Genomic DNA, 26,336 nt, shown 5'->3' on the forward strand with positions numbered 1-26,336 from the left:
AATCAATAAACATTTCTTAAAAGGATAAAATAATGGCAAAAGAGATATTTTTTTCAGATAAAGCAAGAAGCGGACTGTATGAAGGAGTAACAAAACTTGCAGATGCGGTTAAGGTAACGATGGGACCAAGAGGCCGTAATGTACTTATTCAAAAGAGCTATGGAGCACCTCACATCACAAAAGATGGTGTTTCAGTAGCTAGAGAGATCGAGCTGTCTGATCCATTGCAAAATATGGGTGCTCAATTAGTAAAAGAAGTAGCAAGCAACACAGCCGATGAAGCTGGTGATGGTACGACAACTGCTACGGTACTTGCACACTCTATCTTCAAAGAAGGTCTTCGTAATATCACTGCCGGGGCTAACCCTATCGAAGTAAAAAGAGGAATGGATAAAGCAAGCGCTGCGATCATCGAAGAGCTTAAAAAGATCTCTAAAGAAGTAAAAGATAAAAAAGAGATCGCTCAGGTTGCTACGATCTCAGCAAACTCTGACCACAGTATCGGTGATCTGATCGCTGAAGCGATGGATAGAGTAGGAAAAGACGGTGTCATTACTGTAGAAGAAGCAAAGGGTATCGAAGATGAGCTTGAAGTAGTTGAAGGTATGCAGTTTGACAGAGGTTACCTCTCTCCATACTTTGTAACTAACACAGAAAAAATGACATGTGAAATGGATAATCCAATCATTTTACTCACTGATATGAAAATTACTTCACTCAAAGATCTTGTACCTGTACTAGAACAAGTACAACAAACTGGAAGACCGCTTCTTATCATTGCTGATGATCTTGAAGGTGAAGCACTCGCAACGCTAGTTCTTAACAGACTTAAAGGTGTACTTAATATCGCTGCAGTCAAAGCACCAGGATTTGGTGATAGAAAGAAAGCGATGCTTCAAGATATTGCAATCCTTACTGGTGCCACAGTGATTACTGAAGAGCTAGGTCTTTCACTGGAAAAAGCAACACTTCAAGACCTTGGTCAATGTGGTAGAATCGTTATAGACAAAGATGATACTGTCATCGTAGATGGTAAAGGTTCAGCAGAAGCAGTACAAGCAAGAACCAATGAGATCAAGATCCAACTTGAGTCTACAACAAGTGAATATGACAAAGAAAAACTTCAAGAAAGACTAGCAAAACTTGCCGGTGGTGTAGCTGTAATCAAAGTAGGTGCTGCAACCGAAACTGAAATGAAAGAGAAAAAAGACAGAGTGGATGATGCACTTTCAGCAACAAAAGCAGCCGTCGATGAAGGTATAGTTATCGGTGGTGGTGCAGCTCTTATCAAGGCAGCCCAAGCAGTGAAACTTGATCTTTGCGGTGATGAAGAGGTAGGTGCACAGATCATTCTTAGAGCCGTATTTGCTCCGATCAAACAAATTGCAAGTAATGCAGGTTTTGATGCAGGTGTGGTAGCAGATAAGATCGCTCATTCTGAAGATCCTAATTTAGGATTTAACGCTGCTACTGGTGAATATGTGGATATGATTGAAGCAGGGATCATCGATCCGTTGAAGGTAGAACGTGTAGCACTTCAAAATGCAACTTCAGTTGCAAGCTTACTCCTTACGACTGAAGCAACTATCTCAGATAAAAAAGAAGAGCCGACACCAATGCCTGATATGCCACAGGTACCTGGAATGCCGGGTATGATGTAAACATACAGATCATAATCATTCTTGCAGCTTTTTGCAAGAATGATCTTGTCTTCTTATTCTATCTATAAAACTCTTCTATAAAAATATTTTACTTTTATACTTCTTGCTTTGAACAACTCAACACTATTGGGTATTAAAGTTCAATAAATAAAATTAATTTTTCTTGAAGAAGATAATGTTCAAGACAACAGACAGTAACGAATAAGGGAGATAGTAATTATATTATTACTATCTCCCTCATGTCTCTATTCCTTATCGTAAAAACTTTTGGAATTCAAATGAAGGCAACGGTTTTGAGAAGTAGTAACCTTGTAGATAGTCACATCCGTAAGAAGCCATAAGCTCCACAACCTGTAGATTTTCAATCCCCTCAACGACTACTTTCATTTCCAAATTATGAGCGAGCTCAATGATACCTTGTACAATTCTCTGATCTTCTTTTTTTACAAGTATGTGTTCCATAAAAGATCTATCAATTTTCAACACATCAGCAGGAAATTTTTTGATATATGAGAATGAGGTATATCCTGTACCAAAATCATCCAAAGAGATCTTCACTCCCAATTTATGAAGCTTATGGAACTCATTTAATGTACTTTTTTCACTCTCCATCGCTTTCCCTTCTGTAACTTCAAAGGTAATTAACTCTGGATCAACGTGAGTCTCTGCTAATTTCTTTTCCACGTGATTAAAAAAGTTTCCGGTTTCAACCTCTATCATTGAAACGTTGATCGATACAGGTATCTGTTTGAACCTAAACATTTCCCAGCGCTTCTGTTGTTTGAGAACCTCATTTAAAATATATTTTCCTACTTCAATAATGAAGCCTGTTTTCTCCATAATCGGGATAAAAGCGTCAGGGGGGATTAACCCATGTACAGGATGGATCCATCTGATCAATGCTTCTGCAGAAACAATCTCTTGTGTATTCGCATTCATGATCGGTTGATAATAGAGCTCAAACTCATTATTTTCAAGTGCCAAATGCATTTCATTATACAAAGTCAACTCATCAAACACAAACCTTGCTTTTTTAGGCATAAAGATATGTACCTGACCATGTCCATGTGACTGAGCTTCGCTTAATGCCTTATATGCATTATCAAGCAGATTTCTTGTATTACCGCTGTCTGGATAGATACTGATCCCTACAGATGCAGTTAAATGCATTCTGATATCCTGCATTTTATAAAATTTTTTGAGTTCAGCTTGCACTTCTTGGACAAAATTCAGTGCAATCTGAGGATCTGCAACATCTGTCATGACAATCAAAAAGCTATTTGGGAACATATGATAAACTTTGTATGCTAATTTGTCTGAAGCTGACGTAAGATAATTTGCAAGTTTGACCATAATCTTGGTAGATTGTTCATAGCCCAATATTGACCGCAGTTTAAAAAAATTATCTATCTCCAACACTGCAAATACTAACTTTCCATTGATCAAATGCGTTTTTGCAAACAGTAGATTAAAATCTTCAAGTGCCTGGGTTTGGTTTGGTAATTTTGTCACGTGATGAAGATACTCTAGTGCTTTCTGTTCTTCCTCATAACGTAAATCTTGTATGGATACAATATATTTCCATTTATTGTCCATTTGAAAATTTTGAATGATATGTATATTGATAGGTAGTGTATCTTTATCTTCGACGCACAGTTGGGTCTTTGTCTGCTCATAAGAGTTATTTTTAGATCCCTTCAATTCACTTTCAATTAACTCATCTAAAGTCATCCATTTCTTTTTAATTCTTACTTTAATTGATTGATAGATTTTTTTATAGGTATCATCTGGTTTTAGGCCTAATAATTTGATTATCAAATCGTTTGCATAAACAACTTGGTAATTAGAAGAGAGAACTAAAACCGACTCATCAGTAGTATCAAACACCTTTTTCAAAAGTTTTCTTGATTGGTCTGCTGCATCAGGCAGCTTTTTATTTAAACGTTTATTGAAGAGATAAAAAGAGACAAGCAGTACGATAATGATACTTACTAAGAATATAGGATCCAAATTCATTAAAGTTTCAATGATAATAGTTTTTAACTCATCTATATTCAACGTCTTCCTTTATAGATACATGCCTTATTTAAAAGATTGATGCATCTTCCCTCTTATAATTACAGTATTATATTCTTTATAATATTTTAAGACTCTATACTATCAGTTTTCTACTTAAATTCTATGTCAACTTGAATAACTTTATATATCAAGTTCTAACTTATTCAAACAGAGTGCCTCAACTCTGGATGTCTGATCTTCAAGAATAAAAGTTTGATCTATCTTTAACTTATCCAAAGAGATAGATGTACCTTTATATGATACTTGAGCCCAACCTTTTTTATATTGTTTTTTAGGATCAATCATCTCAAATCTTTTCGCTAAATATCCTAAAAGTTCCCGTTTGTTCTGTAGAACAAATTCTATATTTTGCAAAAAAGTTTTTTGTATTTCAGGGAGTAAAGAGAGTTCTTTATCGAATTTACGATTTATCGCTCTTTGAAATTCATTTTTCAGTTGTTCATATGTTCTATTCGTCTCTTCAAGTTTTCGTAATGGCGATGAGCGTAATATCAGTTCACTGTGATGTGCCAATGCTCTCTCTTTGTATGCAATCTTTTCTTGCCATATATACCTATAACGTTCCTGCAATTCACCTAATGCATACATTATTTCCTGTACATCAGGAAGAATCATCTCCATAGCAGCACTGGGTGTCGGTGCACGTAAATCAGCAACAAAATCAGAGATCATGACATCAACTTCATGCCCTACTGCGCTGACCACTGGAGTATTCATAGCATAAATCGTATCTGCAACAATCTCTTCATTGAATGCCCAGAGATCTTCTGTACTTCCGCCTCCACGTCCTACGACGACAACATCAGCTTCCAGTCTATCTGCAAAGGTAAGTGCTCTTGCAATCTGTGGCGCTGCATTCTCCCCTTGTACTAGAGTATCTACAATCACTACTTCAAGCAGTGGCCAACGCTTCTGAATGATCTTAAGCATATCATGTAAAGCTGCACTCTCTTTGGCTGTAACCAATACAAGCTTTTGTATAATTTTTGGAACCGTTTTTTTACGTGTAATATCAAAGTAACCTTTGGCTTTGAGCCTCTCTTTAAGCTGTTCATAGGCCAATGCCAAAGCACCTTGTCCATACGGCTCTATCTTGACTGCATAAAACTGGTATTCTCCACGAGGAGTATAAACACCGACTGATCCCTCTATTACAACATGCATCCCCTGCTCTAGACGAAACTTCATCTTAGCAACATTGGACCGCCACATTACACATCTTATAGAGGATTCACTATCTTTGATAGCAAAATAGACATGGCCTGAGGTGTGATAAGTTACTGAAGCCACTTCTCCTTCAACAAGGATATGCATAAATGTTGCTTCTAGTAGGGATTTGATCTTGGTATTGAGAGAGGAGACACTCATCATAGGTTGTGACATCTGGTCTCCTTATTTGGATTAAACTTTTTGAGCAACAAGAAGTGTAGAAATACCCATGGAAAAGGACTTCACGTATTTCATCTCAAAACCTGCTTCTTGGAGCTCTTTTTCAAGCATCTCAGTCGTTAAGAACTCCTCAATGGAGTCTGGAAGATATTTATAAGCCTCATAATTCTTAGAAATGATTCCACCTACTCTTGGTAGTACTTTTTTCATGCCAAAATCAACAAACTTATTGATAATGCCACTTCTATCCTGCTTTGTAAACTCCAGGATCACTACGATTCCTTCCGGCTTTAATGCACGGTAAAATTCCTGTAACGCTTCTACTCTATCTACAACGTTACGGATACCATAAGAGATAGAGATGATATCTGTACTCTCGTCTTCTATTGGAAGCTCTTGTGCTTTTCCTTCTATGAATATTGCAAAATCTACTTTCTCTTTAGCAACACTAAGCATCCCGACTGAGGGATCAACCCCAACAAAATTCTTTACGTCAATCCCTCTTTGCTTTGCAATATCTCTCCAGAAGATCAATAGATCACCCGTTCCTGTCGCCACATCAGTAATCTGCGTCAATGTATCTTTGCCCAATATCTCATAAGCTTTGTTACATCCTTTTCTTCTCCACTGTTTATCGATACCGAAGCTTAATACTCTATTTGCGAGATCATACGTTGATGCAATATCATCAAACATACTGACGATCTTTTCTTGTTTTTCTACTTTATTGGTCAGTTTTTCAATACCCAACTTGTTTACTCCATATCATCATATCTACACCCATTCTTTCAGTATGTAGAAAATCTAAATTCATCTCGATATTATAGGATAAAGCATTTGTAGAGAGCTTAGGAGTCTGATAAATCAACAGCCAATCGATCTTCTTTTGTAGTGATTGAAGCATCCCCTCTCCTCCTTCAACCAGTACAAATGAAGGCTGATCTAAAAATGACAGATCATCTGTGATCTCTACCTTTCTATCTTGCACTTTGAAAAGCGGTATCTCACTGTCAAAATCACTTGTATGCGAATATATCTTTACATTGGGTGCATTCCCCTCTGTAAAACGGCAATCAAGTGTCGGCCTATCCTCCCTAACAGTGTTTCCACCTATGAAAAGTATGTCACACCTTTCTCTTAACTGATGAACATGGCTTAAAGAAGCTTTTGAACTTAGATAACCTCCACCGATACGTCCATTGGATGTTTGTGCAAGCTTAAAGAGTACAAATGCACGTTTCTGCCATATTTTAAAAGGCTCAAGAAGTATTTCTGCCTTCTCCCTTAAAATACCAAATGTAACATTTTGAAGTAAGTTCATCCCACCGTCATGTCCTTTAATTGGATCACATGTTGCAATCACCACTCTTTGAAGTTTCAACCTTGATAATAGAGAAGCGCATGAAGGTGTTTTGCCATGGTGTGCACATGGTTCCAAGGTAACATATATGGTGCAGCTAGCAAAGAATTTTGGAGGAAGTTTTAATAAAAAATCATGTGATTCTTCAGAATTCAGTGGATCAAACTCAATCTTTTCTCCACTTAATGTTTCATATGCGGCAATCAATGCCAACACTTCAGCATGGGAAGTACCTGCCTTTTGATGTGCTGCTATACTGAGAAGTTTGCCATTTTCAACCATTACAGCACCAACTGCCGGATTAGGATAGGTAAGTCCTTGATATTTCCATGCTTCATTGAGAGCAAGTTGCATATAGAATTCATCAAACTGCATATATGCTCCTTATCTCCCCCGATCTTACCATTCGAAATACGTTTTTACAGTTCCTAGTTCATCATAACGATAAGATTCATCACCTTGTTTCGTTGTTACAGTGATACCTTCATCGTCCGCACTTTTAAGCTCGCCTTTGAGTTTCTCTCCACCCATTACCTTAACTTTAACTTTCTCACCGATGGCATTTTTAAAATGAATAGGTTTTGTAAGTTTACGTTCAATTCCTGGTGAGCTTACTTCTAAACGATATTTACCGCTGAGTGGTGGATTCACATCCAAAAAAGGAGAGAGTGCATTAGAGATATCCGCACAGAGATCAAGTGTTATACCGCCTGTTTTGGTGATAAGCACACGATAGATAGTCTCTTCAAATTCAGTGACTGTCTCTATCCCGTAAAGTGATGCACCATTAGCCTCAACAATCTTTGCAATTTCATCTTCAACCTTACTCATCGCTCTCACCCTTTTTTTTACTTATCTGTGCAAACAGATCTTCCATACGCTGTTGCTTCTCTAATTGTTCATCAAACTCAAATGTAAGACGGGGCGCTTTGAACCAGCCCTCACTTTGTTTACAATGGTTCTGTATATAACCAGCTACTGAACGAAGTTGACGCAATGCTTCATTTTGTTCTTTTTCAGTTAAGAACGATTTATCCAAATAGACTTTAGCATCGCTACGTCCCTTTGAACAGACCACTTCAGTGACAAGTAACGAGTTGATACGTTCATCATCAAGTGTAGACAAAGCCTCAGGAATTACTTCCTTCAACACTGACTCTACGCGGTGGCGTTTGATCTCTTCTTGTGTCATTATAATACTGCCTGTTCCTCAACATCTTTGAAGGTCTCGATTACATCGCCTTCTTTAAGGTCATTGTAGTTTTCAAGCATAATACCACACTCGTATCCACTTTTGACCTCTCTTGCATCTTCACTGAAACGTTTGAGTGAAGATATCTTACTTTCATAGATAACAACACCGTCACGGATTAGTCTAGCTTTACTTCCTCTTGTGATCACACCGTCACTTACCTTACATCCGGCAATTGTACCTATTTTCCCAACTACAAATGTTTCACGCACTTCAGCTTGACCTGTAACTTCTTCAGAGATAACAGGACTCATCATACCGCCAAGCAATGCTCTCACATCATCGATTAGATCATAGATAATAGAGTATGACTTGATCTCTACACCCAACTCTTTAGCCTTATTTTTCACTGCACCGGTCGGACGTACATTAAACCCTAAGATAACTGAGTGTTCAGAAGCATTAGCAAGAGTCACATCACTCTCAGTTACGCCACCCACACCTTCATGGATGATATTGACCTTAACCTCTTCATTTTTAAGCTTCTCAAGACTTCCCTTGATCGCTTCAAGAGAACCTTGTACGTCTGCTTTGATGACAACAGGCAATGATTTGAGCTTACCTTCTGCAATCAGTTCAGAAAGATCATCTAGTGAAGCTTTCGTACTCTTAGAGAGTTGCTTCTCCCTTTCATATTCTGCTCTCTTCTCTGCCAATTCTCTTGCTTCTTTTTCACTATCAGTCACGATCAATGTTTCACCGGCACCCGGTACTTCATTCAGACCGACAATTGCAGCAGGTGTACTTGGACCGATCTCTTTAACGTTTGTTCCATCGTCAAGTTTGATCGCTTTGATACGTCCAAATGTTTTACCTACGATCGCATTGTCACCTACTCTAAGTGTACCATTTTTAATGATCACGTTTGCAACCGGTCCAAACCCTTTTTCCAAAGAACTTTCTACAACAACCGCTTTCGCTTTACGTGTCGGATCAGCTTCCAATTCCATTACTTCAGCTTGAAGCAAAATTGTCTCAAGTAGATCATCAATCCCCATACCGGTATGTGCTGATACAGGAACAAACTCGTACTCTCCACCCCAATCAATAGGTGTGATTCCCATCTCCGCAAGCTGTGCTTTAACGTTATCCGGGTTTGCTGCAGGTTTATCCATTTTATTCACAGCTATAATCATCGGTACATCTGCAGCTTTTGTATGCGAAATTGCCTCTTTTGTTTGAGGCATTACACCATCATCTGCTGCGACTACGATAATGACGATATCTGTCGCCTGAGCACCACGTGAACGCATCTCAGTAAAGGCTTCGTGACCCGGAGTATCCACGAATGTGATCTTCTTACCGTCTTTTTCTACCTGGTAAGCACCTACGTGTTGGGTAATTCCGCCTGCTTCCTTGTCTGCAACTTTTGCAGAACGAATCTTGTCAAGCAATGATGTCTTACCATGATCGACGTGCCCCATAATCGTAATAACCGGTGGTCTCTCTTCTAGTTGCTCATCTTCTACTGCATCATATGCTGCTACGTAATCAAGTTCATCAAGCGGGTTCATTGTAGTCACTTCTACTTCGAACTCTTCAGCAAGAATCTCGATCTCATCTTTTGAAAGGAAATCGTTTTTCGTTACCATCATACCGAGTGCAAAGAGTACTTTAACAACATCTCCTACTGACTTGTTCACCTTCTCTGCGAACTCGTAAACCCTAACGTTTTCAGGAATCTCAACGGAAGTTACAACTTCTGTACTTACCTCTTTGACATACTTCTTGCGTTTACCGCCACGTTTAAGAGATCGCTGCTGCTGAGGACGGAATGCCTGCTTTGTCTTACCACCCATTACACCTGCATTCTCACGTTTTTTCGCTTCTTCTTTACGCTTTTGTTCCTGTCTTTGCATCTCTTCATAAATATTTTTATCTGAAAAGTCTAAGAGTACTACTTCCTCTTCACCAAATCCTGAACTGATATCTGAACTGATATCGCCGTTAAAGATATCCAGTTTCTCTCCGGTCTCTCTGGCTTCAGCTATTTTTTTAGGTTTTTTCTTTGAGGCAACTGGCTCTGAACCCGTCTGCTCAAGTGAAATCTTTTTAGCTACTTTTACCGGTTCCGGTTTTGCTTTACGAACGATTTTGATCCCGCCTCTTGAGAGAGATTTCTTTATCGGAGCCTCTTCCTCTGAAGCTTTTCGAATTTGCGCTGCAGGTTCCTCTTGTGGTGTAACGACAGAAATACCTTTACGTTTCTTCGCCACTTTTTTAGGAGCCTGTTTCTCTTCTGCAGCAGGCTCTTCAGCTTTGCTCTCTTCTATTGGTGCAGCCTGTTCTTTTTCAACTTCCGCTTTTACTTCAGTAGTCTCTACAGTTTCTTCTGCTGAAGGCTCTTCAGACTTAGGCTCTTCTTTTTTTACCACTTTAATTTTTGGTTTTTTCTCTTCTGGTTTTTTAAACCCTTTTGGCAGCGTACCGCTAATAGCATAGTCTACAAGTATCCCTGCTTCGTCCATACTGATTGCACTGTTGGCTGCTTTTACTTCAAAACCTAACTCTTTAGCTTTGTCCAGCAGTTCGTTATTAGATAGTCCTGCTTCTAATGCTATCTCTTGGATTCTTACTTTATCCATTCTTCATTAACTCCTCTAAAAGCTTAAAAAACCGTTCCTCATCTTGCTTGAAACGTTTGATTAAGCCTTTGATTTTTTTTTGATTTTTACTGCATACATCACAAAGATAAAAGCTGCGCCCGCTGCCATCATAAGCTGTGATATCTTTGTCGGCTATCTTCAGTCGTAACAGGCTACTCTGAGGCTGCCTATCCCGACAACTAATACACATACGTATAGGCTGTGATTTATTCATTCGCGTATTATACCCAATTAGAATTAAGCTGTTCTAATCCTTGGTGATAACACCATAGTTATCAAGGTCCAGGATTAAAACTCTATATTGTGGGAAACGAGAACGAAGCGACTGAGCAATTTTAGGTGCATCCTTTTCATAGGCCAAAGAAAAGAATGTCGAACCCGACCCCGAAAGCGTACTCATCAACGCACCATGTTTTAATGCCAGTTTTTGTACATCAAAAAGTTCCGGCATCATTTTCATACGTCTGGACTGATGCAACTTGTCTTTAGCAGCAATACGCAACAAATCCCAGGATTCAGACATAAAAAGTGCTGTCATATAGGATGATCTTGAAAGCGAATAAACCGCTTCCTCTTTTTTGTACATTTTTGGCAGTACTGTTCTTGACTTTGCGGTTGAAATCGTACGGTTTGGTACAACTACTACTGCTTTAAGATAGTCCGGAAGTCGTCTTTTTTTACTATAAACACGCCCATTTTCTACACATGCGACATTAAATCCACCCATCACCGCCGGTGTGATATTATCTGGATGGCTTTCATAACGCAATGCCTGGTTGAGTATCTCTCTTTTTGTGTACTTAACCCCTGCTGCTTCATAGGCTGCACTTAGACTCGCTACGATTACTGCAGAAGAACTTCCCAATCCTCTTGAAATAGGGATTCTGTTATGGAACTCAAAACGAAAGTTATCAGTTCTTTTCGTCAATCTTTTATAATTTTCATTGAAAATATTTAAAAAAAGAGTGTTTTTTTTGATCTTAGGGTTATCTGCACCCTCTCCGTGAGTTGAGATAGATAAAAACTTTGATGGTTTAATAATGATCTCATTTCTCAAATCAACTGCTAGACCCAAAGTATCAAAACCAGGTCCTAAATTTGCCGAAGTGGCTGGTACGCTTACAAACATTGTCTATTCTCTATTCCTAAACAGCCGGTATTATATACTCAGGTGTTGATTCTTCATCTAACGGTAGATCTTGAATACTTTGAGGCAATGCAAATTTTGCATCGACCGGCTGCTCAATTTTTTTTGTTATTATAGTCTCTTTTTCCTTGGTAAAATAAAGGTTGCCCATTGCTTTGATCGGAGCACCGTTATTCAATGCAAATGCACTGCATCCAAAGCATTTTATTCCTCGTGCGATCTCAATAGTCTTTAGCATAATATAGGTGAGTTTAATTGCCATGTAGGAACCCGGTCCCCGTGTATAGATAATACTTGAAAGATCATAACGTTCCATATAGGTATTCAATAACGGTAGAAGTATTTCAGAGGTCTTTTTCTCACTGGAAATGGTCTCTATCAACTCTTTATTTTTATATACACCTATCAAGAGCGGTGTAGATATAGAGATTACAAGTAGCTGGTATTCAGGCAAATGATTTGGCAAATTCTCTACTTTGTAGCTCATTTTCCGTAACAAACTCATAGTTTGTACTGTCAGCTAATAATTTTGAAGTAAGTTGATAGTTTAGGTGGTGGCTTCCGGCAAATGATTCATACTTTCCAAGTATATTATGCCCGGTAACCATCATATCTCCCATTGCATCAAGAATCTTATGTCTTGCGAACTCATTTTCAAAACGTAAGCCTTCAGGATTCAACACTTTATGATCATCCAAACCTATAGCATTTTGTAAAGTAGCCCCTAGTGCAAGATTTTGACTCTGTAGATATTGAATATCTTTCGCAAACCCAAACGTTCTTGCCCGTGCAATCTCATTGATAAAGTTTTCTGTTGAAAATACAAATGAGTGATCTTGGTCACCGATCACAGGATGATCAAATTTAATACGGAAATCAAACTCTGCACTATGGTGAGGTGTAAGTCTAACAAACTTATCGCCGTCTTGTACTTCCACAGCTTTTTTGATACGGATCACTTTTTTAGGAGCATTTTGTTCTACAATACCCGCTTCATCAAGCAACAGGCAAAAAGAAATTGCCGAACCGTCCATTGCCGGCATCTCATTTTCATTTACAACAACCCTGAGATTGTCAATCCCGTATGCATAAATAGCAGAAAGAAAATGCTCGATAGTAGAGATAAATCCTTTTTCTGAACCGATTACCGTAGCCATTTTTGTATCAATAACGGCAGCAGGAGAGAGAGGTATACTCAAAGCAAGATCTTCACGGTAGAAAACGATACCCGCATCTACATCCAACGGTTCCAATCGAAGCTTGATGGGTTCACCTTTATGCAGTCCAATCCCTACAACTTCAACTGCTTTGCTTATCGTACGCTGTTGCATATAACTCTCTCCTTTCACAAAATTTGGCCCATTATACCAAATTTTCTATACTTTTACAAAATGCAAATTTTATTCTATCTCTTCATTGAAGGATAACGGGACTATTTTTTGTCGATGATCTTATCAGCCTCAGCAAAGATGTTGTCAATATTTTTTTTGATCCAGGCTGCATCAAACCACTCAACAGGTCTTACTTCAATCCCTTGAACCAGTATACCAAAATGAAGATGATCTCCCAATGCCAGTCCTGACACTCCCGTCTTTGCAATAGCTTGATCTTTTTTCACATAATCGCCCTCTTCTACCAGAAGCTGTGAGCAGTGTCCGTAAAGCGTATAAAGTCCAAATCCATGGTCAATCATCGGCATATTTCCATAAATACCGTTAAATCCGGCAAAAACGACCCTACCAGGATTTGAACTTCTGATGATCGCCATTTTTGTACTTGCCAAATCATACCCTACATGATAAGAATGAGAAACTTCATTGTGTTGATCTTTATAGTAATAGTGTCTTTCATCTCCGTAACTTGCAACCTTTGCACCGTTTTTCAGTGGATAGAACTTCTCTATTTTCCATTTATCAAGCATCTCATCAGATACCACTTTGCTTAGTTTATGAATCTTTTCCTCATTTTTAAGGCGCATAGTTTCATTGACCGCTTTAAGCTTATCAAGTCTCTCACTAACCTCTTCGTAGTCAGAATCTACAGATGCCAGATCAGTGATTTTTCCATCGATGAAACTGTCTTTTGCCTGAATCCAAGAGACTTTGTAGGAAAATGTTTTAAGGTAAAAAGGTATTCTGGTTTTTCGTTGATTGCCTGCCTGATCTATAGCGACTACATCCGCTTCAAATTCATCTTGATTGAAAGGCCAGGCAACCAGTGTTGCATAATACCCGTCTTGTTTATACGGTTCTACTTTGAAGTGATTGCCGGCTGCTTCTACATAAAGTTTATCCAGGTTCTCATCTGCTGCATAGAAAACGACCAAAGCCGACCCACCCTGTGTAATACTATAGGAGTTTGCCAGTATATTGATCGTAGGCATTTTCGTGTCAACTTGGATATCAATGATCTTTTCACTCTGATTTCCCTGAAATGTGTTCCACAAACTTTGATCAACTACAGTAATTTTCAACTTCAAATGTTTAGCTTTGGGATCTAGCAGCTTGCTTTTAGGATATTTGATACTGAGCAGGCGTTCTGTTATACCTTTTTCAAACTCTCCCTGCCCTACAATAACACTTGTTTTTCCATCACTTAAAACCAAAGTAAAAGATTTAAGTCCTACATTGTCGGTAAGCTTGATCTGAAACGGTGCTTTTTTGTTCCAGTAAAAATTATTTTGACTTGTGATCTGAGGTGCTACTCTTTCAAATTCAGGTGATGTATAAATATACCCTCCACCAAGAACAATCCCCAAGAAAATGACAATAATAATCCATTTACCGCTACTGCTTTTTTTACGTATACGACTCATCTTTTATCCTAAATCAAGCTATTTTTGTAAAATTGTATCGATAGTTGTTTTATCTACGCTTACACTCTTTACTTTTAGCCCAGTAATCTGTACTCTTCTATTTTCTTTAAAATGCTTTGGATCATTCTATCGATGGTGTAGCCTTCCCTGTAAGGGATCATAAAGCCTGCGGCCACTTTATGTCCACCTCCGCCAAAAGCCTTCGCCACTTTTGAAACATCCACACTTTTACTTCTCAAGGAGATGCGTAACCCCTCTTCCAATTCCATCACAAAACATGCGATCTCGACTGTGGCCAATGACTTGCCATAATCAACTATGCCATCCATATCCGGTACCGTCGCTCCTGAAGCTGCTATATCTTCCTTTGTGACAAAAAGTGATGCTACCCTGGCCTCTTGATGTAGACTTAACGATGCAAGGGCTCTTTGCAAGATACGAAATGCACCTAAAGGTTTTCTTTGGGTAAAGTTCTCTGAAACAAAAGCCGGATCTACACCTGCTTCAACAAATGCTTTGGCAACATCTAAAACTTCTGCAGTAACACTTGAAGTAGTAAAATAACGGGTATCAGAGAGCAAGGCAGTATAAAAACAGGTAGCTGCAGGCTGATCTAAGGGATAAAGTTCTTTAAAGAGCATATAAGCTACTTGTGAACTTGCCGCTAACTCAGGTAATACCACATTGATTGAACCATAGTTCGTGTTACTTTGATGATGATCGATATTGATAAGTTCTCTACCGCTCACATCAAACCCCAACCTATCCAAGCTACCACTATCACACGTGATCACTAAGCCTTTTTCATAATCCATTTTATGTTTGATCTTCTGGTAATGCGGTAAAAAATCCAGATACCGAGGTAATACTTTTGAAGCATTCACCACTTCAATTTTTTTACCTTTATGGTTACTGGAAAGAATGTGGTAGATTCCAAGTGCTGTACCCAGCGCATCTGCATCAGGATTGATATGGGAAAGTATCGTGATACTCTGGGCTGATTCTATTTTATTCTGAACTTCTTCATAAGGAAGAGGCAATGCTGCTCCGCTTTCCAATCTATTCTACCTTCATGGAGAGATCGATCCAATTGGCCTGATGGATAATACTTCCCGAACTGATTGCATCTACACCTGTTTCGGCAATCTCAAGGATCGTTTCAAGTGTTACATTCCCACTTGCTTCAAGCAGGATATGAGGATAATTTTCATTTCTAAAGGCTACGACTTTACGAGTCTCATCCAAACTCATATTATCACACATGACGATATCAGCTCCGGCTTTCATCGCACGTTGAACCATCTCAAAAGTTTCACACTCGATCTCTACTTTTGATGTGAACGGTATCTTCTGACGGACTTCTACCATAAAACTATCCAAATCATCAATTGTTTTAAGGTGTGTGTCTTTAAGCATCAGACAATCATCCAATCCCATCCGGTGATTCAACCCGCCACCGCAACGTACTGCATATTTTTCAAATTCACGAAGCAGAGGTCTTGTCTTACGTGTATCAAGGAGTTTCACTCCCGTTCCTTCGATCGCCTTGACATATTTATTTGTCAATGTTGCGATAGAACTTGCATGAAGTGCCACATCCAACAATGAACGCTCGAGTGAAAGGATGATCTTGGATGGACCATAGATATCCATTAATCGGTCACCTTTAGAAAATGCTTCACCATCTTCAATGGCCCATTCGATATGCAGATTATACATCTTCTCAAAAGCTTCAAGATATTCACGTCCTCCAAATACCCCGTCACTTTTGGCAAGGATATAAGCCCTGATCGCTTTGGATTCACTAATACGGGTAAAGAGATCTCCTCTCCCTACATCTTCTGCTACCATTGCTTCAATAAATTGTCTTTTAAGCATCATTTTATTTGATCGCCAACATTCGTTCTAGTGCCAGATTGGCATACTTAACAGTATGAGGATCTACAATGATCTCATTCATAGGTTTGCCATCTTCAATTGATTTCAGTGTCAAGTAGAGATCTTCCAGTGTCGTCTCATTCATCGTTGGACATTCCGGCTTGGTTGAGGAGAGGACATAGGTATTTTTCTCTCTCATACGGTGGACCAGATTATATTCTGTACCTACAGCCACTTTTTCTTCAGGATCAAGATCGTTAACATATTTGATAAGCTGTGAAGTAGATCCTACAAAATCCGCTATTTTAACCACTGAAGGATCACATTCTGGGTGTACAGCGATCTTGATACCCGGATACTTATTACGATAGAACTCCACATCATCTACCGTAAAGAGCTGGTGTACCGAACAAAAACCGTTAAAGCATATCACATCGGCTTCTTGAGGATCACATTCTCCTTCACCGATTACACATGACTTAAGCCCCATGCTGTTTGCAAAGTTCTGCCCCAGGCAACGGTCTGGGACAAAGAGGATCTTTTTGCCGCTCTCTAAACCTTTTTCTATAATCTTATAGGCATTAGACGAGGTACAGACAAGTCCTCCCATCTCACCCACTTTTGCCTTCACCGATGCATCGGAGTTGATATAAGTAATCGGTAGGATATTCTCTTTGGCGATCCCATGTTTTACCATATACTCTACGCTGTCATCGAAGTAACTTCCATCGATCATTCTTGCCATCGCACAACAAGCAATCTTAGGCATCAATACACGTTTTTCAGGAGCAATGACCTTCACACTCTGTCCCATAAATCCTACACCGGCAAAAACCACCCATGGATTCTTATCTGCTTTACATTTTCGTGCAAGTTCCAGTGAATCACCTGTGATATCGGCCATCTCAAATACTTCATCGCGCTGATAGTAGTGTGCCACTACCGTGACATCCAGCTCTTCTTTAAGCCTTTTTATCTCAGCTCTATAATCTATACTCATTACTATCCTTCAGTGTCACTAAGGGGCTTTTTTAAAAAACCCGAGAATAGTATGATTTTATCTAAATTCGGATAAAATTGCACTATCTCAAGAAAATGGAAATCACATATGGATCTATTAAGTAACCAAAATATACTACTTTATCTTGCAGCCTTTATCCTCGCGGGTATACCATTTGGCTACCTTTTGGCAAAACAGTTTGCAGGTGTTGATATCAAACAAGCAGGTAGTGGTAATATCGGAGCAACCAATGTACTGAGAGTTGTCAAGGAGAAAGATCCCAAACTTGCAAAAAAACTGGGAGCAATCACACTCTTTTTAGATGCGATCAAAGGAATAGTAGTTATTCTCATTGCTAAATATCTAGGTGCACCGGAAGGAGTACTTTGGACCATTGCGGTACTTGCAGTTTTGGGCCACTGTTTCTCAATCTTTTTGGCATTTGAGGGCGGGAAAGGTGTAGCTACCGGTTTTGGTGTATTGCTCGTGATGATGCCGATTCCTGCGTTGATCGCTATTGTCGTATGGCTTGTTGCTGCCAAAGGTCTTAAAATCTCTTCAATCTCTTCACTGATCGGTCTTATAGCCTTTATCATCGCTTCTTACGTGATCTACCCTGAAGTTCCTGGGATTACTTCACATGCTCCTATCTGGATCATCGCATTTGTAATCTTTTATAAACATATACCAAATATCATTAGACTTTTCAAAAAAGAAGAAGGAAAGGTCTAATGACGATTCATATCGAAGCATTGACCTTTGAAGCTATTATAGGTCTGCTTGATTTTGAACGGGAACGGCCGCAAAGGATCATTGTGGATCTAGAGGCAACCTATACATATGAAGATACTTTTCTTGATTATGCCAAGATAGTAGAAATGATCACAATACACATCAAAAATAAACGTTACGAGCTCCTTGAAGATGCACTGCTCGGAATCAAAGAAGAACTGCTTGAACACTATCACCAAATCACGTCACTTAAGCTAAAAATCTCAAAACCTGACATTATTTCTGAGTGTTCTGTAGCACTAAGTCACTTCTGGGAATTTAATTCTTAAAAAAAACTTTCATAACAACTATATATTATGCTATAATTAAGCAAAGTTTAACTTTTTGGATATTAGGTCTATATCTTAAGACGAAGAGGTAGATGAGCCTGCATGTGGCATATATAGTTTACTGAAGTATGAAAAAAGGAGCTTCACTATGAGAATATTGATCATAGAGAAAGATGAGGAACTAAGTAAATCTTTAAATGATGTACTAACTTCACAGAATTATCAGTGTGATATCGCTGAAAATATTAACGATGCAAGATATATGCTTGATATCAGGAATTATGATCTCGTACTTTTCAGCTGGGATCAATCCGATAAGACTGGTATCGAGATTATCGCAGAGATCAAAAAAGAGGCACATAAAACATCAGTGATTGTACTCTCCGATAGATTGGGGAAAGATAATGAGATTGAAGCACTACGCGGTGGAGCAGATGACTTTATACGTAAACCTTTAGACTTTGACATTCTTCTTGTACGTGTAGAAGCAAAACTGCGTTTTGGTGCCTCTAATATTATTGAGATTGATGAACTTATTATCAATCCTGAAGAAGAAAAGATCATCTATGAAGGTGAGGAGATCGAGCTTAAAGGAAAACCTTTCGAGGTACTTACTCACTTGGCAATGCATAAAGATCAAATCGTCTCTAAAGAACAGTTACTTGATGCAATCTGGGAAGAGCCTGAACTCGTTACACCAAATGTCATTGAAGTAGCCATCAACCAGATCCGACAAAAAATGGACAAACCGCTTGATATTTCAACCATCGAGACAGTAAGAAGAAGAGGTTATCGATTCTGCTTTCCAAAAAAGATAAGCTAAGTCCTAATTGGGCTTAGCTCTTTTCTCTACACTTTTTCTTTTTTATGAATAAAAAACTAAATAAATTTTATAAAAGTTTTATTTTAAATAAAGCATAAGGTTTCTTCGGTTATAAATCAGAAAAATAACAAATTTAAATTAAAAGTTGAGGAAACCATGGCTTTAATGATTACTGATGAATGTATCGCATGTGATGCATGTAGAGAAGAGTGTCCAAATGAAGCAATTGAAGAGAATGATCCAATCTATCTGATTGATCCGGACAGATGTACTGAGTGTGTCGGTCACTTTGATGAGCCTCAATGTATTGCTGTATGTCCAGTTGATTGTATCATCCCGGATCCGGATAATGTCGAAAACGTAGAAGAGCTAATGTTCAAGTTTGAAAAAATTCAGGAAGAGTACAATTAGAAAATGAATCATAGAACCGCAATAATCGATATCGGTTCTAACTCAGCCAGACTTGTTATTTATGAAAAGACAAGCCGCTATGGATTTCATCTTATCTGTGAACAGAAATCCAAAGTACGTATAGGTGAAGGTGCTTACCAGAAGGAAGGTCACCTGCAGCCTAACGGTATCAAACGTGCATTTCTTACTCTCCATTCCTTCCAAGAAACCATTCAAAAATATAAGACATCTAAAACTATATGTATAGCAACTTCAGCGCTTAGAGATGCCCCTAACGGTAAAGCATTTGTCTCCTGGATCAAAAAAGAACTTAAACTTGACATACAAGTCATTGATGGAGAAAAAGAAGCTAAATATGGTGCAATTGCAGTAAACAATCTTTTGCCTGTCAGTGAAGGTATCACGATCGATATCGGAGGTGGTTCTGCAGACCTGGCACTGATCAAAAAAGGAAGGATTATTGACACCTACTCACTTAATCTGGGTACAGTCAGACTCAAAGAGCTTTTTTTTGATAAAGGAAAACCGTTAGAAGATGCAAGAGCCTATATCCATAATGCTTTGAATGCACTTCCTGAACACTTTAAGCATCATAGGGCTATAGGTATAGGAGGTACGGCAAGGGCACTTTCAAGATCGATTATGAAATCAACAGAATATCCTCTTGACAAGCTGCATGGTTACCGCTATACAGTGAGTGATCAGCAAAGCTATTTTGAAGATGTCTACCGTTCTTCAGCAAAAGGACTTAAGCGTTTTCCACTAAAGCCCAACCGTTTTGATACGATTAGGGAGGGAACCTTGATCTTTGATGAACTGCTAAGATATATGGGTGCGGAAGAAGTCATAACAAGCAGCGTCGGTGTACGTGAAGGGATCTTTTTAAACAGCTCTCTTAATAAACGTACGCTTAAATTCCCTGAAGGTAAGAATCCAAGTATTGAGTCTATCCTAAGCCGATTTAAACCGATGGTCAACGTAGAAAAAAATAAAAAAGCAAAACTTCAAATTGCTCTTTCACTCTATCATACTCTGTTACAACAGTCCAATATAGACAAAATATATCTCAATGAACTTCTCTCCGCATTAAAACTTTCCAGTATAGGGAAAACCTTAACAATCTATAGATCTCATAAACATGCCTTTTATATCGCTATACAGGAGTTAAACTACGGGTTTACACATGAACAGATGGCATTGATCGCTCTACTCTTGCGTACAGATAATGATGGTACTGTACCTAGGATACTTGTTAAAGAGTATAGATCTTTACTCCCTTCAAAAAATGTCCTTACTTGGCTTAGTTTTTTCTATAAACTTACGATATTGATCCATGAAGCATCTAACAGTGCCAAGATAGAGTTTAGCTATGAGAACCAGGTATTAGTGATCTATTCAGACAAGTCGCTCTATCTTGCAAAAGAGAAGATCAGAGCATTAAAAAAGCCTATCCCTTTTGCGATCATTATCGCAGATCAAAATGAACTTCCAAAAAATAAGAACTTGGGAATTATTTAGGAAAGATAGAAATAACCCGCTAAGGGGGGTACTTTCTCTGTTTAGGGTACGTGACGATCACGCACTCTGCAGATTTAAAACTTCGTTCCCATAGAGAATTCAAAGACTGACGTTCTATCTCCGTCTTTAGGATTGATTGCTTTGGCAAAGACCAAATTGATTGGACCAAATCCTGACTGCCACTCAACTACAGCACCCGTTGAAGCACGCGCGATATTTTCAAATTTCAAATCTCCGTCTTTTGTTGGGATAGGATCCGTTCCTATAATACCATAGTCAACAAAGAAAGCCAACCTCATTTTTGCAGCTTCAGAAAGAGGAACACTTGCTTCAAGACTTACCGATGCACTTTTAGTCCCACCAATACGGCTGCTCGTTTCATTTAGATCATAATTAGGAAGTTCACCATCCGCAGCTGCCCGTTTATTACCTAAATTATCTGTAATCACTGTAGGAGAAAGAGAATAAGGGTCATACCCTCTTACCGATCCTACACCACCCATAAAGAGTTTTTCCGCAATAGGAAGATACTCATTATCCCCTGCTGAAATTACAGTAAATCTGGCTTTTGCACGCAATATCAAGTCATAATCAATAAGTTCTGCCATTCCATAATATGCACCAATCTTTCCAGAAAACTTCGTAAGGTTTGCAAACTCTGTATATCCCTCGTCGATATTCTCCTGAGTAAGGTCTCCATTCAAACTTGCAAGCTCTACATTGGCAGCTGCAATAAACCCTTCTCTTGGTTGATAATAGTCATCTGTATTATCAAACTTCAAACTGGCAAACCCTGATACCTTTTGATACTTATCATTATAAAAAATGTTCTGTATGTAGGTCGAGTTTACATCAGAATTAATTTCTGACTGGTTATCCACATATCCAACTCCTACTGAAGCATAGAAATGTCTATAAAACTCACGCCCTAGAGAAAGATTACCACCCAACTGATTTTGTTTAAAATCGATGTATTCATAATCTCGTTTATAGACACTCAATCCCAAACTGTACAGACTATCCCATACCCTAGGATTTGTAAAGGAAACATTATAGTTCTTAGAGATTTTAGAAAGTTCAAAACCTACTGTACTGCTTATACCTGAACCAAAAAGGTTTTTATCGGAAACTGATGCATTAACCATCAAACCTTCATAAGAACCGTAACCACCTCCCGCAGAAATAGTACCTGTCGGAGCTTCTGTTACTTTTACCAAAAGATTGATCTTATCTTCACTTACCCTTTGTGTTTCAATATCCACTTTTTCAAAGAATCCGGTTCTTCCCAATGCATTTTTTGAATCTTTCAAGTCAGTCGCATTGTACTTATCACCAGGTGCAAGATAGATATATCTACGGATAACCCTGTCTTTGGTTACACTGTTTCCAGAAATCAATACGTCATTTACTGTTACAGGAACACCCTCTTTGATCACATAATTAAGATCGATCGTTTGTGCTTTTTCATCTTTATGCATTTGAGGAACTACATCCACATAGGCATAACCACGGTTCCCTATTTTCTCTTTAAGATGATTGATATCTGAACGCATACGATTGATGTTAAATACTTTTCCAGATTTTAATGAAAGCTCTTCGATCAGCTCTTTTGAGTCTACGCCTTTGAGATTTTGAGCAATAGTGATCTTTCCGATACTGTACTTGATCCCTTCTTTGATCTGATAGTCTATATCTGCATTATACGAACCAAAGTCCACTTTCATCAAAGGCTTACTGACATCTGCATCGAGGTAGCCTTTTTGCATATATGCTTCTTTGACCCTGTAAGAATCATATTCGAGTTGATCTACTTTTGCTACTCCATCGTTCAAAAACGGTATCCATCCCCAAAAATCAACTTCTTTATTTGCCAAGTTAGCCTCAAGTTCACCTTGATCTACTTCTTTGGCACCAACAAGGTTCATCTTCTGTATAGTGATCTTTTCACCTTTATTGACATCAAATACCAAAGAAACACTGCTTTCACTCACTTTTGTAGTCGTTACCTCGACCACGGTATCATAATAGCCTTGACTTTCAAGGTTCGAAATCAGCGCTTTTTTAGCTTCTTTAACACGTCTTTGGTCATATAGATCACCCTTTTTCAGTCCTGTACTTGCAAGAAGCTTCTCACCCTCATCCCCCGTACCAAATCCTTTGATCTCAAGATTTGCGATCGCTACCTTCTCTTTAAAATGATAGATAAGCGCATTTCCTTTGCTCTCTACCCATACGTCTTCAAAGTAGCCCTGTGCATAAAAGTTCTTCACAGATTGATTGATTTTGGCGATATCCATCTCATCACCAACTTGAATTCCTGATACCTCAGTAGCCATGCTCGGAGAAAGATGTGCTAGACCGACATATTGAATCTGACTAATTTTTTGTGCGATGAGTAATGTCCCTGCAAATACCAAAGAAAGCGCTATTTTCTTCATTTCCTTTTAACCTTGTCCTGCAAATAATTTTGCTAATAGTGTATCTTTTTATATCTATCTCGCACCTTAATCCAGCTTCTATTGAGGTCTACATACTCCCCAGGGGAACCCTACGATAAAAATTCACAAAATATGCTATAATCTGCACTTTATAAGGATAGGTGAATGGATATGACAAACGTCGGAATTATCGGGCTTGGGCTTATGGGAGGTTCCTTAAGTATTGCACTGCAGGAACGATCAAATACATACCGCTTTGTCGGGCTTGACCACAATGAGACACATCAACAACAAGCACTTGAGCTTGGTCTTGTCCATGAGATCGTACATACCCTTGATGAGATCAGCAAATGTGATATCATTATCCTAACTATTCCTGTAGAGGGAATTATCGCTATCTCCCAGCAACTGCACGACCTCGATGAGAAATGTACCGTAATTGACTTGGGAAGCACCAAAGCAAAGATCTCTTCATCTATTCCTGAATCTATCCGTACGCACTTTGTCACTGCACACCCGATGACAGGAACGGAAAAGTTCGGTCCCAAAGCAGCGATCCCGAAGCTTTATGAAAACAAAGTCGTTGTTTTATGTGATATGGAAAAGAGTGGAACACATCAACAAGAAGTTGCGAAGAAACTTTTTTCAGAGATAGGAATGAAGCTAGTTTACATGGGAGCAGAAGAACATGACCGTCATGCTGCTTTTATTTCTCACATGCCACATGCCCTTAGCTACTCTTTAGCTAACTCCGTAATGAGACAGGAAGATGCAAGCAGCATCGTAGCACTTGCAGGCGGTGGGTTTAGAGATATGAGCCGTATTGCCAAATCCTCTCCACATATGTGGGAGGACATCTTTAGACAGAACCGGGCCAACCTCATCGAAGCGATAGAGAGCTTTGAAGTCGAGCTTAAAAAATGCCGTCATATGGTTGAAAATGGTGAATGGGAAGCACTCAACAAGTGGATGAGTGAAGCCAATACACTGCATGACATCCTATAGACGGTATCTAAACGTCACAACAACATGTATCTCTTTACCTACCAGGGACTCTATCTTCTCTTTTAAAGCTTTTTCACCATCGGTAGAGAGTCTATCCGAAGTGATCGCTTCACAACGTATCTCATCAACACCTTGACGATGATAGAGTTCTACATCTGTCAATTGTATGGTTGCATTTTCTATAAAAAAATGTGTATTTGAAAGCCTGCTCTGAATCTTTAAATCTTCCTTCATGGTACCAAATGCACCATAAAGCGGTACAGCAATAATCAGCGCAATAACCATCCATGCTGTTACACCTTTTTTAGCAATATTCAGCGGAGAGTAGCCAAGGAACATAAACATCAGTGCAGCAGCCAAAACGATACCTACAAGGTTTGTCACAAAAAGCAAAAATGCCATACCAAACATATGCCACTCTCCCCAACCAAGCCCTATACCAGACACTGCCAAAGGAGGTAACAAAGCCACAGCAATGGCTACTCCTGCAAGTGATCCGACGATCTTCTCATTGCTTTTTGCATATGCTGCTGCTGCACCGGAGATGATCGCAACGAATAGATCTAAAATCGTGGGATGAAGTCTCCCCACCATTTCAGAAGTAAGATTCTCTATAGGAGTAAAAAAAGAGACAAGCATAGCAGTCAGCAGTACACTCATCACACCTATTGTAATACTCTTAAGTCCATCTAACGACAATGTGCTGTCCTGACGCAACATCCCCATACTCATACTCACAATAGGCTGCATCAACGGGGCCAAAAGCATTGCACCGATGATCACTGAAGGAGAATTTATGTAAAGCCCGAACGTGGCGATCATCGTAGCCAATACAAGCAAGGTCATAAATGTAGAATTAAGCTGTGCCTCTTCACGTAAACTGGTAAACAAGGTTGCATACTGTTCCTGGGATGCATGTGAAAATAAAGGTATCACATTTTCAAGATAGGCACTACTCTCTTCATCACAAGGAAGATGATCAAGCTTGATACTGTCTTTAGGCTGTGTAAGTTCACCCTGTTCTTGCCAGAACTTCTCTCCTACACTAAGGGCTATAGCCTCCTCTTTTACTACAAGGACTATAGGGGTTTGAAGCTCGCAGGCTGAGTCAACAACGACAGGGACTACTCGGGTAGCTCCTATCTTGACTGAAGAAGAACGCAGATAGCCTACTGAATTCGGCAGTCTCTTTGGTGTAAAGCGTGACACCAGCGATTTAAAGAGGTATCCGATATATTGTATGATAGAACCTGGAGATAAAACAACCAAAGAGAGTCTTCCGTCACTGGCAGAAAGTTGCGCAGGTATCAGCTTTGATGCAAAAGTTTTAATAGGATACTTTAATACCACTATACCTACAGCTGAAAACCTGATCGTATTCTCATTAGCATCAATGACCTGAAAAGAGCTGTGGTGCAGTGACTTCACCCGTTTTAGTGTAGTACCGAAAAGCTTGATCCTTTCCCAAAGACCTTTACCCTCAAGCACGGACTCATACTGATCAAGAGGAGGCACATCTCCTATCACTACTTCCTGCAAAACGATTTTATCCTCAGCATAAAGAAGATCTAACTTCTTTTCACTGGGTATAAGTGCAATATCTATCGCTTCTTTTGTATCAGATGGAAGATAAAAGGTTTTTATGAGCTGTTTTTGTTCAGGTTTGGGAATGATACCGATACTAACACCTGTGTGTTCGGCAAGCAGAAGTATCTCTTTGATCTCTTCAAGTGTACCTGTAACAAGAAGATGTGATGCTTGTCCGATATCAAAATGCTCTAACTTTGAAAAAGGAAGGCTTACTACACCATTTTCATCCAAATACTCTTTATACTCCTCCACAAATAAGTCGTTTTCATCTGCATAAAGATAATAAATGTGACTCATACAATA

The 26,336-nt window shown here is 39.0% G+C and carries 24 protein-coding genes; 7 read left to right on the plus strand and 17 right to left on the minus strand.

The window, feature by feature from the left end; all coding sequences use genetic code 11:
* Positions 1-32: 32 nt before the first annotated feature.
* Positions 33-1,661: a chaperonin GroEL gene (groL, locus tag PGH07_RS03770; RefSeq protein ID WP_289412640.1), complete on the plus strand. Its 1,629-nt coding sequence runs from the start codon at positions 33-35 to the stop codon at positions 1,659-1,661.
* A 252-nt stretch (positions 1,662-1,913) separates the two neighbouring features.
* On the opposite strand, the gene PGH07_RS03775 is transcribed toward groL, so the two are convergent.
* From PGH07_RS03775 to nadA, 15 genes are all read right to left on the minus strand, one after another.
* Positions 1,914-3,719 carry a putative bifunctional diguanylate cyclase/phosphodiesterase gene (locus PGH07_RS03775; protein ID WP_289412642.1) on the minus strand — a complete coding sequence of 602 codons (1,806 nt, stop codon included), beginning with the start codon at positions 3,717-3,719 and terminating at the stop codon, positions 1,914-1,916.
* A 141-nt stretch (positions 3,720-3,860) separates the two neighbouring features.
* Positions 3,861-5,123 carry an exodeoxyribonuclease VII large subunit gene (gene xseA / locus PGH07_RS03780; protein WP_289412644.1) on the minus strand — a complete coding sequence of 421 codons (1,263 nt, stop codon included), beginning with the start codon at positions 5,121-5,123 and terminating at the stop codon, positions 3,861-3,863.
* An 18-nt stretch (positions 5,124-5,141) separates the two neighbouring features.
* Entirely contained in the window at positions 5,142-5,879 is a 738-nt protein-coding gene (gene ubiE, locus PGH07_RS03785) for a bifunctional demethylmenaquinone methyltransferase/2-methoxy-6-polyprenyl-1,4-benzoquinol methylase UbiE (RefSeq protein WP_289412645.1), read from the minus strand.
* Positions 5,869-6,864, minus strand: a complete 996-nt coding sequence (ribD, locus tag PGH07_RS03790; RefSeq protein WP_289412646.1) for a bifunctional diaminohydroxyphosphoribosylaminopyrimidine deaminase/5-amino-6-(5-phosphoribosylamino)uracil reductase RibD — start codon at positions 6,862-6,864, stop codon at positions 5,869-5,871. Before ribD ends, ubiE begins: the two co-directional genes overlap by 11 nt.
* A 24-nt stretch (positions 6,865-6,888) precedes the next feature.
* Entirely contained in the window at positions 6,889-7,320 is a 432-nt protein-coding gene (gene rimP, locus PGH07_RS03795) for a ribosome maturation factor RimP (protein WP_289412647.1), read from the minus strand.
* Complete coding sequence (rbfA, locus tag PGH07_RS03800) at positions 7,313-7,681, minus strand: 30S ribosome-binding factor RbfA (protein ID WP_289412648.1); 369 nt, start codon at positions 7,679-7,681, stop codon at positions 7,313-7,315. Before rbfA ends, rimP begins: the two co-directional genes overlap by 8 nt.
* Complete coding sequence (gene infB, locus PGH07_RS03805; RefSeq protein ID WP_289412650.1) at positions 7,681-10,326, minus strand: translation initiation factor IF-2; 2,646 nt, start codon at positions 10,324-10,326, stop codon at positions 7,681-7,683. The genes rbfA and infB overlap by 1 nt, the downstream gene beginning before the upstream one ends.
* Positions 10,319-10,561, minus strand: coding sequence for a DUF448 domain-containing protein (locus PGH07_RS03810; protein WP_353049829.1), 243 nt, complete (start codon positions 10,559-10,561; stop codon positions 10,319-10,321). The genes infB and PGH07_RS03810 overlap by 8 nt, the downstream gene beginning before the upstream one ends.
* 33 nt (positions 10,562-10,594) lie before the next feature.
* Complete coding sequence (gene thrB, locus PGH07_RS03815; RefSeq protein WP_289412651.1) at positions 10,595-11,476, minus strand: homoserine kinase; 882 nt, start codon at positions 11,474-11,476, stop codon at positions 10,595-10,597.
* 16 nt (positions 11,477-11,492) lie between these two features.
* Positions 11,493-11,960: a hypothetical protein gene (locus tag PGH07_RS03820; protein ID WP_289412653.1), complete on the minus strand. Its 468-nt coding sequence runs from the start codon at positions 11,958-11,960 to the stop codon at positions 11,493-11,495.
* A complete protein-coding gene (gene lpxC, locus PGH07_RS03825) occupies positions 11,941-12,825 on the minus strand; it encodes a UDP-3-O-acyl-N-acetylglucosamine deacetylase (protein WP_289412655.1) in 885 nt (294 codons plus the stop codon). The genes PGH07_RS03820 and lpxC overlap by 20 nt, the downstream gene beginning before the upstream one ends.
* A 101-nt stretch (positions 12,826-12,926) precedes the next feature.
* A complete protein-coding gene (pgp6, locus tag PGH07_RS03830) occupies positions 12,927-14,309 on the minus strand; it encodes a peptidoglycan metallopeptidase Pgp6 (protein ID WP_289412656.1) in 1,383 nt (460 codons plus the stop codon).
* Positions 14,310-14,383: 74 nt separating this feature from the next.
* Positions 14,384-15,367, minus strand: a complete 984-nt coding sequence (locus PGH07_RS03835) for a DHH family phosphoesterase (RefSeq protein ID WP_289412659.1) — start codon at positions 15,365-15,367, stop codon at positions 14,384-14,386.
* Position 15,368: 1 nt separating this feature from the next.
* Entirely contained in the window at positions 15,369-16,187 is an 819-nt protein-coding gene (nadC, locus tag PGH07_RS03840; protein ID WP_289412662.1) for a carboxylating nicotinate-nucleotide diphosphorylase, read from the minus strand.
* 4 nt (positions 16,188-16,191) lie between these two features.
* A complete protein-coding gene (gene nadA / locus PGH07_RS03845) occupies positions 16,192-17,187 on the minus strand; it encodes a quinolinate synthase NadA (RefSeq protein ID WP_289412663.1) in 996 nt (331 codons plus the stop codon).
* A 108-nt stretch (positions 17,188-17,295) separates the two neighbouring features.
* Here nadA and plsY point away from each other — a divergent pair, with 108 nt between their 5' ends.
* The 5 genes from plsY (at position 17,296) to PGH07_RS03870 (ending at position 21,000) form a co-directional block, all read left to right on the plus strand.
* A complete protein-coding gene (gene plsY, locus PGH07_RS03850; RefSeq protein ID WP_289412665.1) occupies positions 17,296-17,919 on the plus strand; it encodes a glycerol-3-phosphate 1-O-acyltransferase PlsY in 624 nt (207 codons plus the stop codon).
* Positions 17,919-18,248 carry a dihydroneopterin aldolase gene (locus PGH07_RS03855; protein ID WP_289412666.1) on the plus strand — a complete coding sequence of 110 codons (330 nt, stop codon included), beginning with the start codon at positions 17,919-17,921 and terminating at the stop codon, positions 18,246-18,248. Before plsY ends, PGH07_RS03855 begins: the two co-directional genes overlap by 1 nt.
* Before the next feature lie 148 nt (positions 18,249-18,396).
* A complete protein-coding gene (hsrA, locus tag PGH07_RS03860) occupies positions 18,397-19,071 on the plus strand; it encodes a homeostatic response regulator transcription factor HsrA (RefSeq protein ID WP_289412668.1) in 675 nt (224 codons plus the stop codon).
* A 156-nt stretch (positions 19,072-19,227) separates the two neighbouring features.
* Positions 19,228-19,482, plus strand: coding sequence for a YfhL family 4Fe-4S dicluster ferredoxin (locus PGH07_RS03865; protein ID WP_289412669.1), 255 nt, complete (start codon positions 19,228-19,230; stop codon positions 19,480-19,482).
* A gap of 3 nt (positions 19,483-19,485) precedes the next feature.
* Positions 19,486-21,000, plus strand: a complete 1,515-nt coding sequence (locus PGH07_RS03870) for a Ppx/GppA phosphatase family protein (protein WP_289412670.1) — start codon at positions 19,486-19,488, stop codon at positions 20,998-21,000.
* A 74-nt stretch (positions 21,001-21,074) separates the two neighbouring features.
* Here the strand turns inward: PGH07_RS03870 and bamA are convergent, their stop codons facing one another.
* A complete protein-coding gene (gene bamA, locus PGH07_RS03875) occupies positions 21,075-23,438 on the minus strand; it encodes an outer membrane protein assembly factor BamA (protein WP_289412671.1) in 2,364 nt (787 codons plus the stop codon).
* 165 nt (positions 23,439-23,603) lie between these two features.
* On the opposite strand from bamA, the gene PGH07_RS03880 reads away from it, so the two are divergent.
* A complete protein-coding gene (locus tag PGH07_RS03880; RefSeq protein ID WP_434481297.1) occupies positions 23,604-24,443 on the plus strand; it encodes a prephenate dehydrogenase in 840 nt (279 codons plus the stop codon).
* Here the strand turns inward: PGH07_RS03880 and PGH07_RS03885 are convergent.
* Entirely contained in the window at positions 24,438-26,330 is a 1,893-nt protein-coding gene (locus tag PGH07_RS03885) for a TIGR00341 family protein (protein WP_289412673.1), read from the minus strand. The genes PGH07_RS03880 and PGH07_RS03885 overlap by 6 nt on opposite strands.
* Positions 26,331-26,336: the final 6 nt, after the last annotated feature.

It is taken from the genome of Sulfurovum zhangzhouensis (genome assembly GCF_030347965.1).
GTDB classification, from domain to species: domain Bacteria; phylum Campylobacterota; class Campylobacteria; order Campylobacterales; family Sulfurovaceae; genus Sulfurovum; species Sulfurovum zhangzhouensis.

Excerpts from the sequence above, each read along its gene's own strand:
- plsY (WP_289412665.1), top strand. The coding sequence starts at position 17,296 with ATGGATCTATTAAGTAACCAAAATATACTACTTTATCTTGCAGCCTTT.
- hsrA (WP_289412668.1), top strand. The coding sequence starts at position 18,397 with ATGAGAATATTGATCATAGAGAAAGATGAGGAACTAAGTAAATCTTTA.
- xseA (WP_289412644.1), bottom strand. The coding sequence starts at position 5,123 with ATGTCACAACCTATGATGAGTGTCTCCTCTCTCAATACCAAGATCAAA.
- PGH07_RS03865 (WP_289412669.1), top strand. The coding sequence starts at position 19,228 with ATGGCTTTAATGATTACTGATGAATGTATCGCATGTGATGCATGTAGA.
- PGH07_RS03870 (WP_289412670.1), top strand. The coding sequence starts at position 19,486 with ATGAATCATAGAACCGCAATAATCGATATCGGTTCTAACTCAGCCAGA.
- rbfA (WP_289412648.1), bottom strand. The coding sequence starts at position 7,681 with ATGACACAAGAAGAGATCAAACGCCACCGCGTAGAGTCAGTGTTGAAG.
- ribD (WP_289412646.1), bottom strand. The coding sequence starts at position 6,864 with ATGCAGTTTGATGAATTCTATATGCAACTTGCTCTCAATGAAGCATGG.
- nadC (WP_289412662.1), bottom strand. The coding sequence starts at position 16,187 with ATGCTTAAAAGACAATTTATTGAAGCAATGGTAGCAGAAGATGTAGGG.
- PGH07_RS03880 (WP_434481297.1), top strand. The coding sequence starts at position 23,604 with ATGGATATGACAAACGTCGGAATTATCGGGCTTGGGCTTATGGGAGGT.
- thrB (WP_289412651.1), bottom strand. The coding sequence starts at position 11,476 with ATGTTTGTAAGCGTACCAGCCACTTCGGCAAATTTAGGACCTGGTTTT.
- groL (WP_289412640.1), top strand. The coding sequence starts at position 33 with ATGGCAAAAGAGATATTTTTTTCAGATAAAGCAAGAAGCGGACTGTAT.
- pgp6 (WP_289412656.1), bottom strand. The coding sequence starts at position 14,309 with ATGAGTCGTATACGTAAAAAAAGCAGTAGCGGTAAATGGATTATTATT.
- PGH07_RS03885 (WP_289412673.1), bottom strand. The coding sequence starts at position 26,330 with ATGAGTCACATTTATTATCTTTATGCAGATGAAAACGACTTATTTGTG.
- nadA (WP_289412663.1), bottom strand. The coding sequence starts at position 17,187 with ATGAGTATAGATTATAGAGCTGAGATAAAAAGGCTTAAAGAAGAGCTG.
- infB (WP_289412650.1), bottom strand. The coding sequence starts at position 10,326 with ATGGATAAAGTAAGAATCCAAGAGATAGCATTAGAAGCAGGACTATCT.
- lpxC (WP_289412655.1), bottom strand. The coding sequence starts at position 12,825 with ATGCAACAGCGTACGATAAGCAAAGCAGTTGAAGTTGTAGGGATTGGA.
- PGH07_RS03855 (WP_289412666.1), top strand. The coding sequence starts at position 17,919 with ATGACGATTCATATCGAAGCATTGACCTTTGAAGCTATTATAGGTCTG.
- PGH07_RS03810 (WP_353049829.1), bottom strand. The coding sequence starts at position 10,561 with ATGAATAAATCACAGCCTATACGTATGTGTATTAGTTGTCGGGATAGG.
- rimP (WP_289412647.1), bottom strand. The coding sequence starts at position 7,320 with ATGAGTAAGGTTGAAGATGAAATTGCAAAGATTGTTGAGGCTAATGGT.
- bamA (WP_289412671.1), bottom strand. The coding sequence starts at position 23,438 with ATGAAGAAAATAGCGCTTTCTTTGGTATTTGCAGGGACATTACTCATC.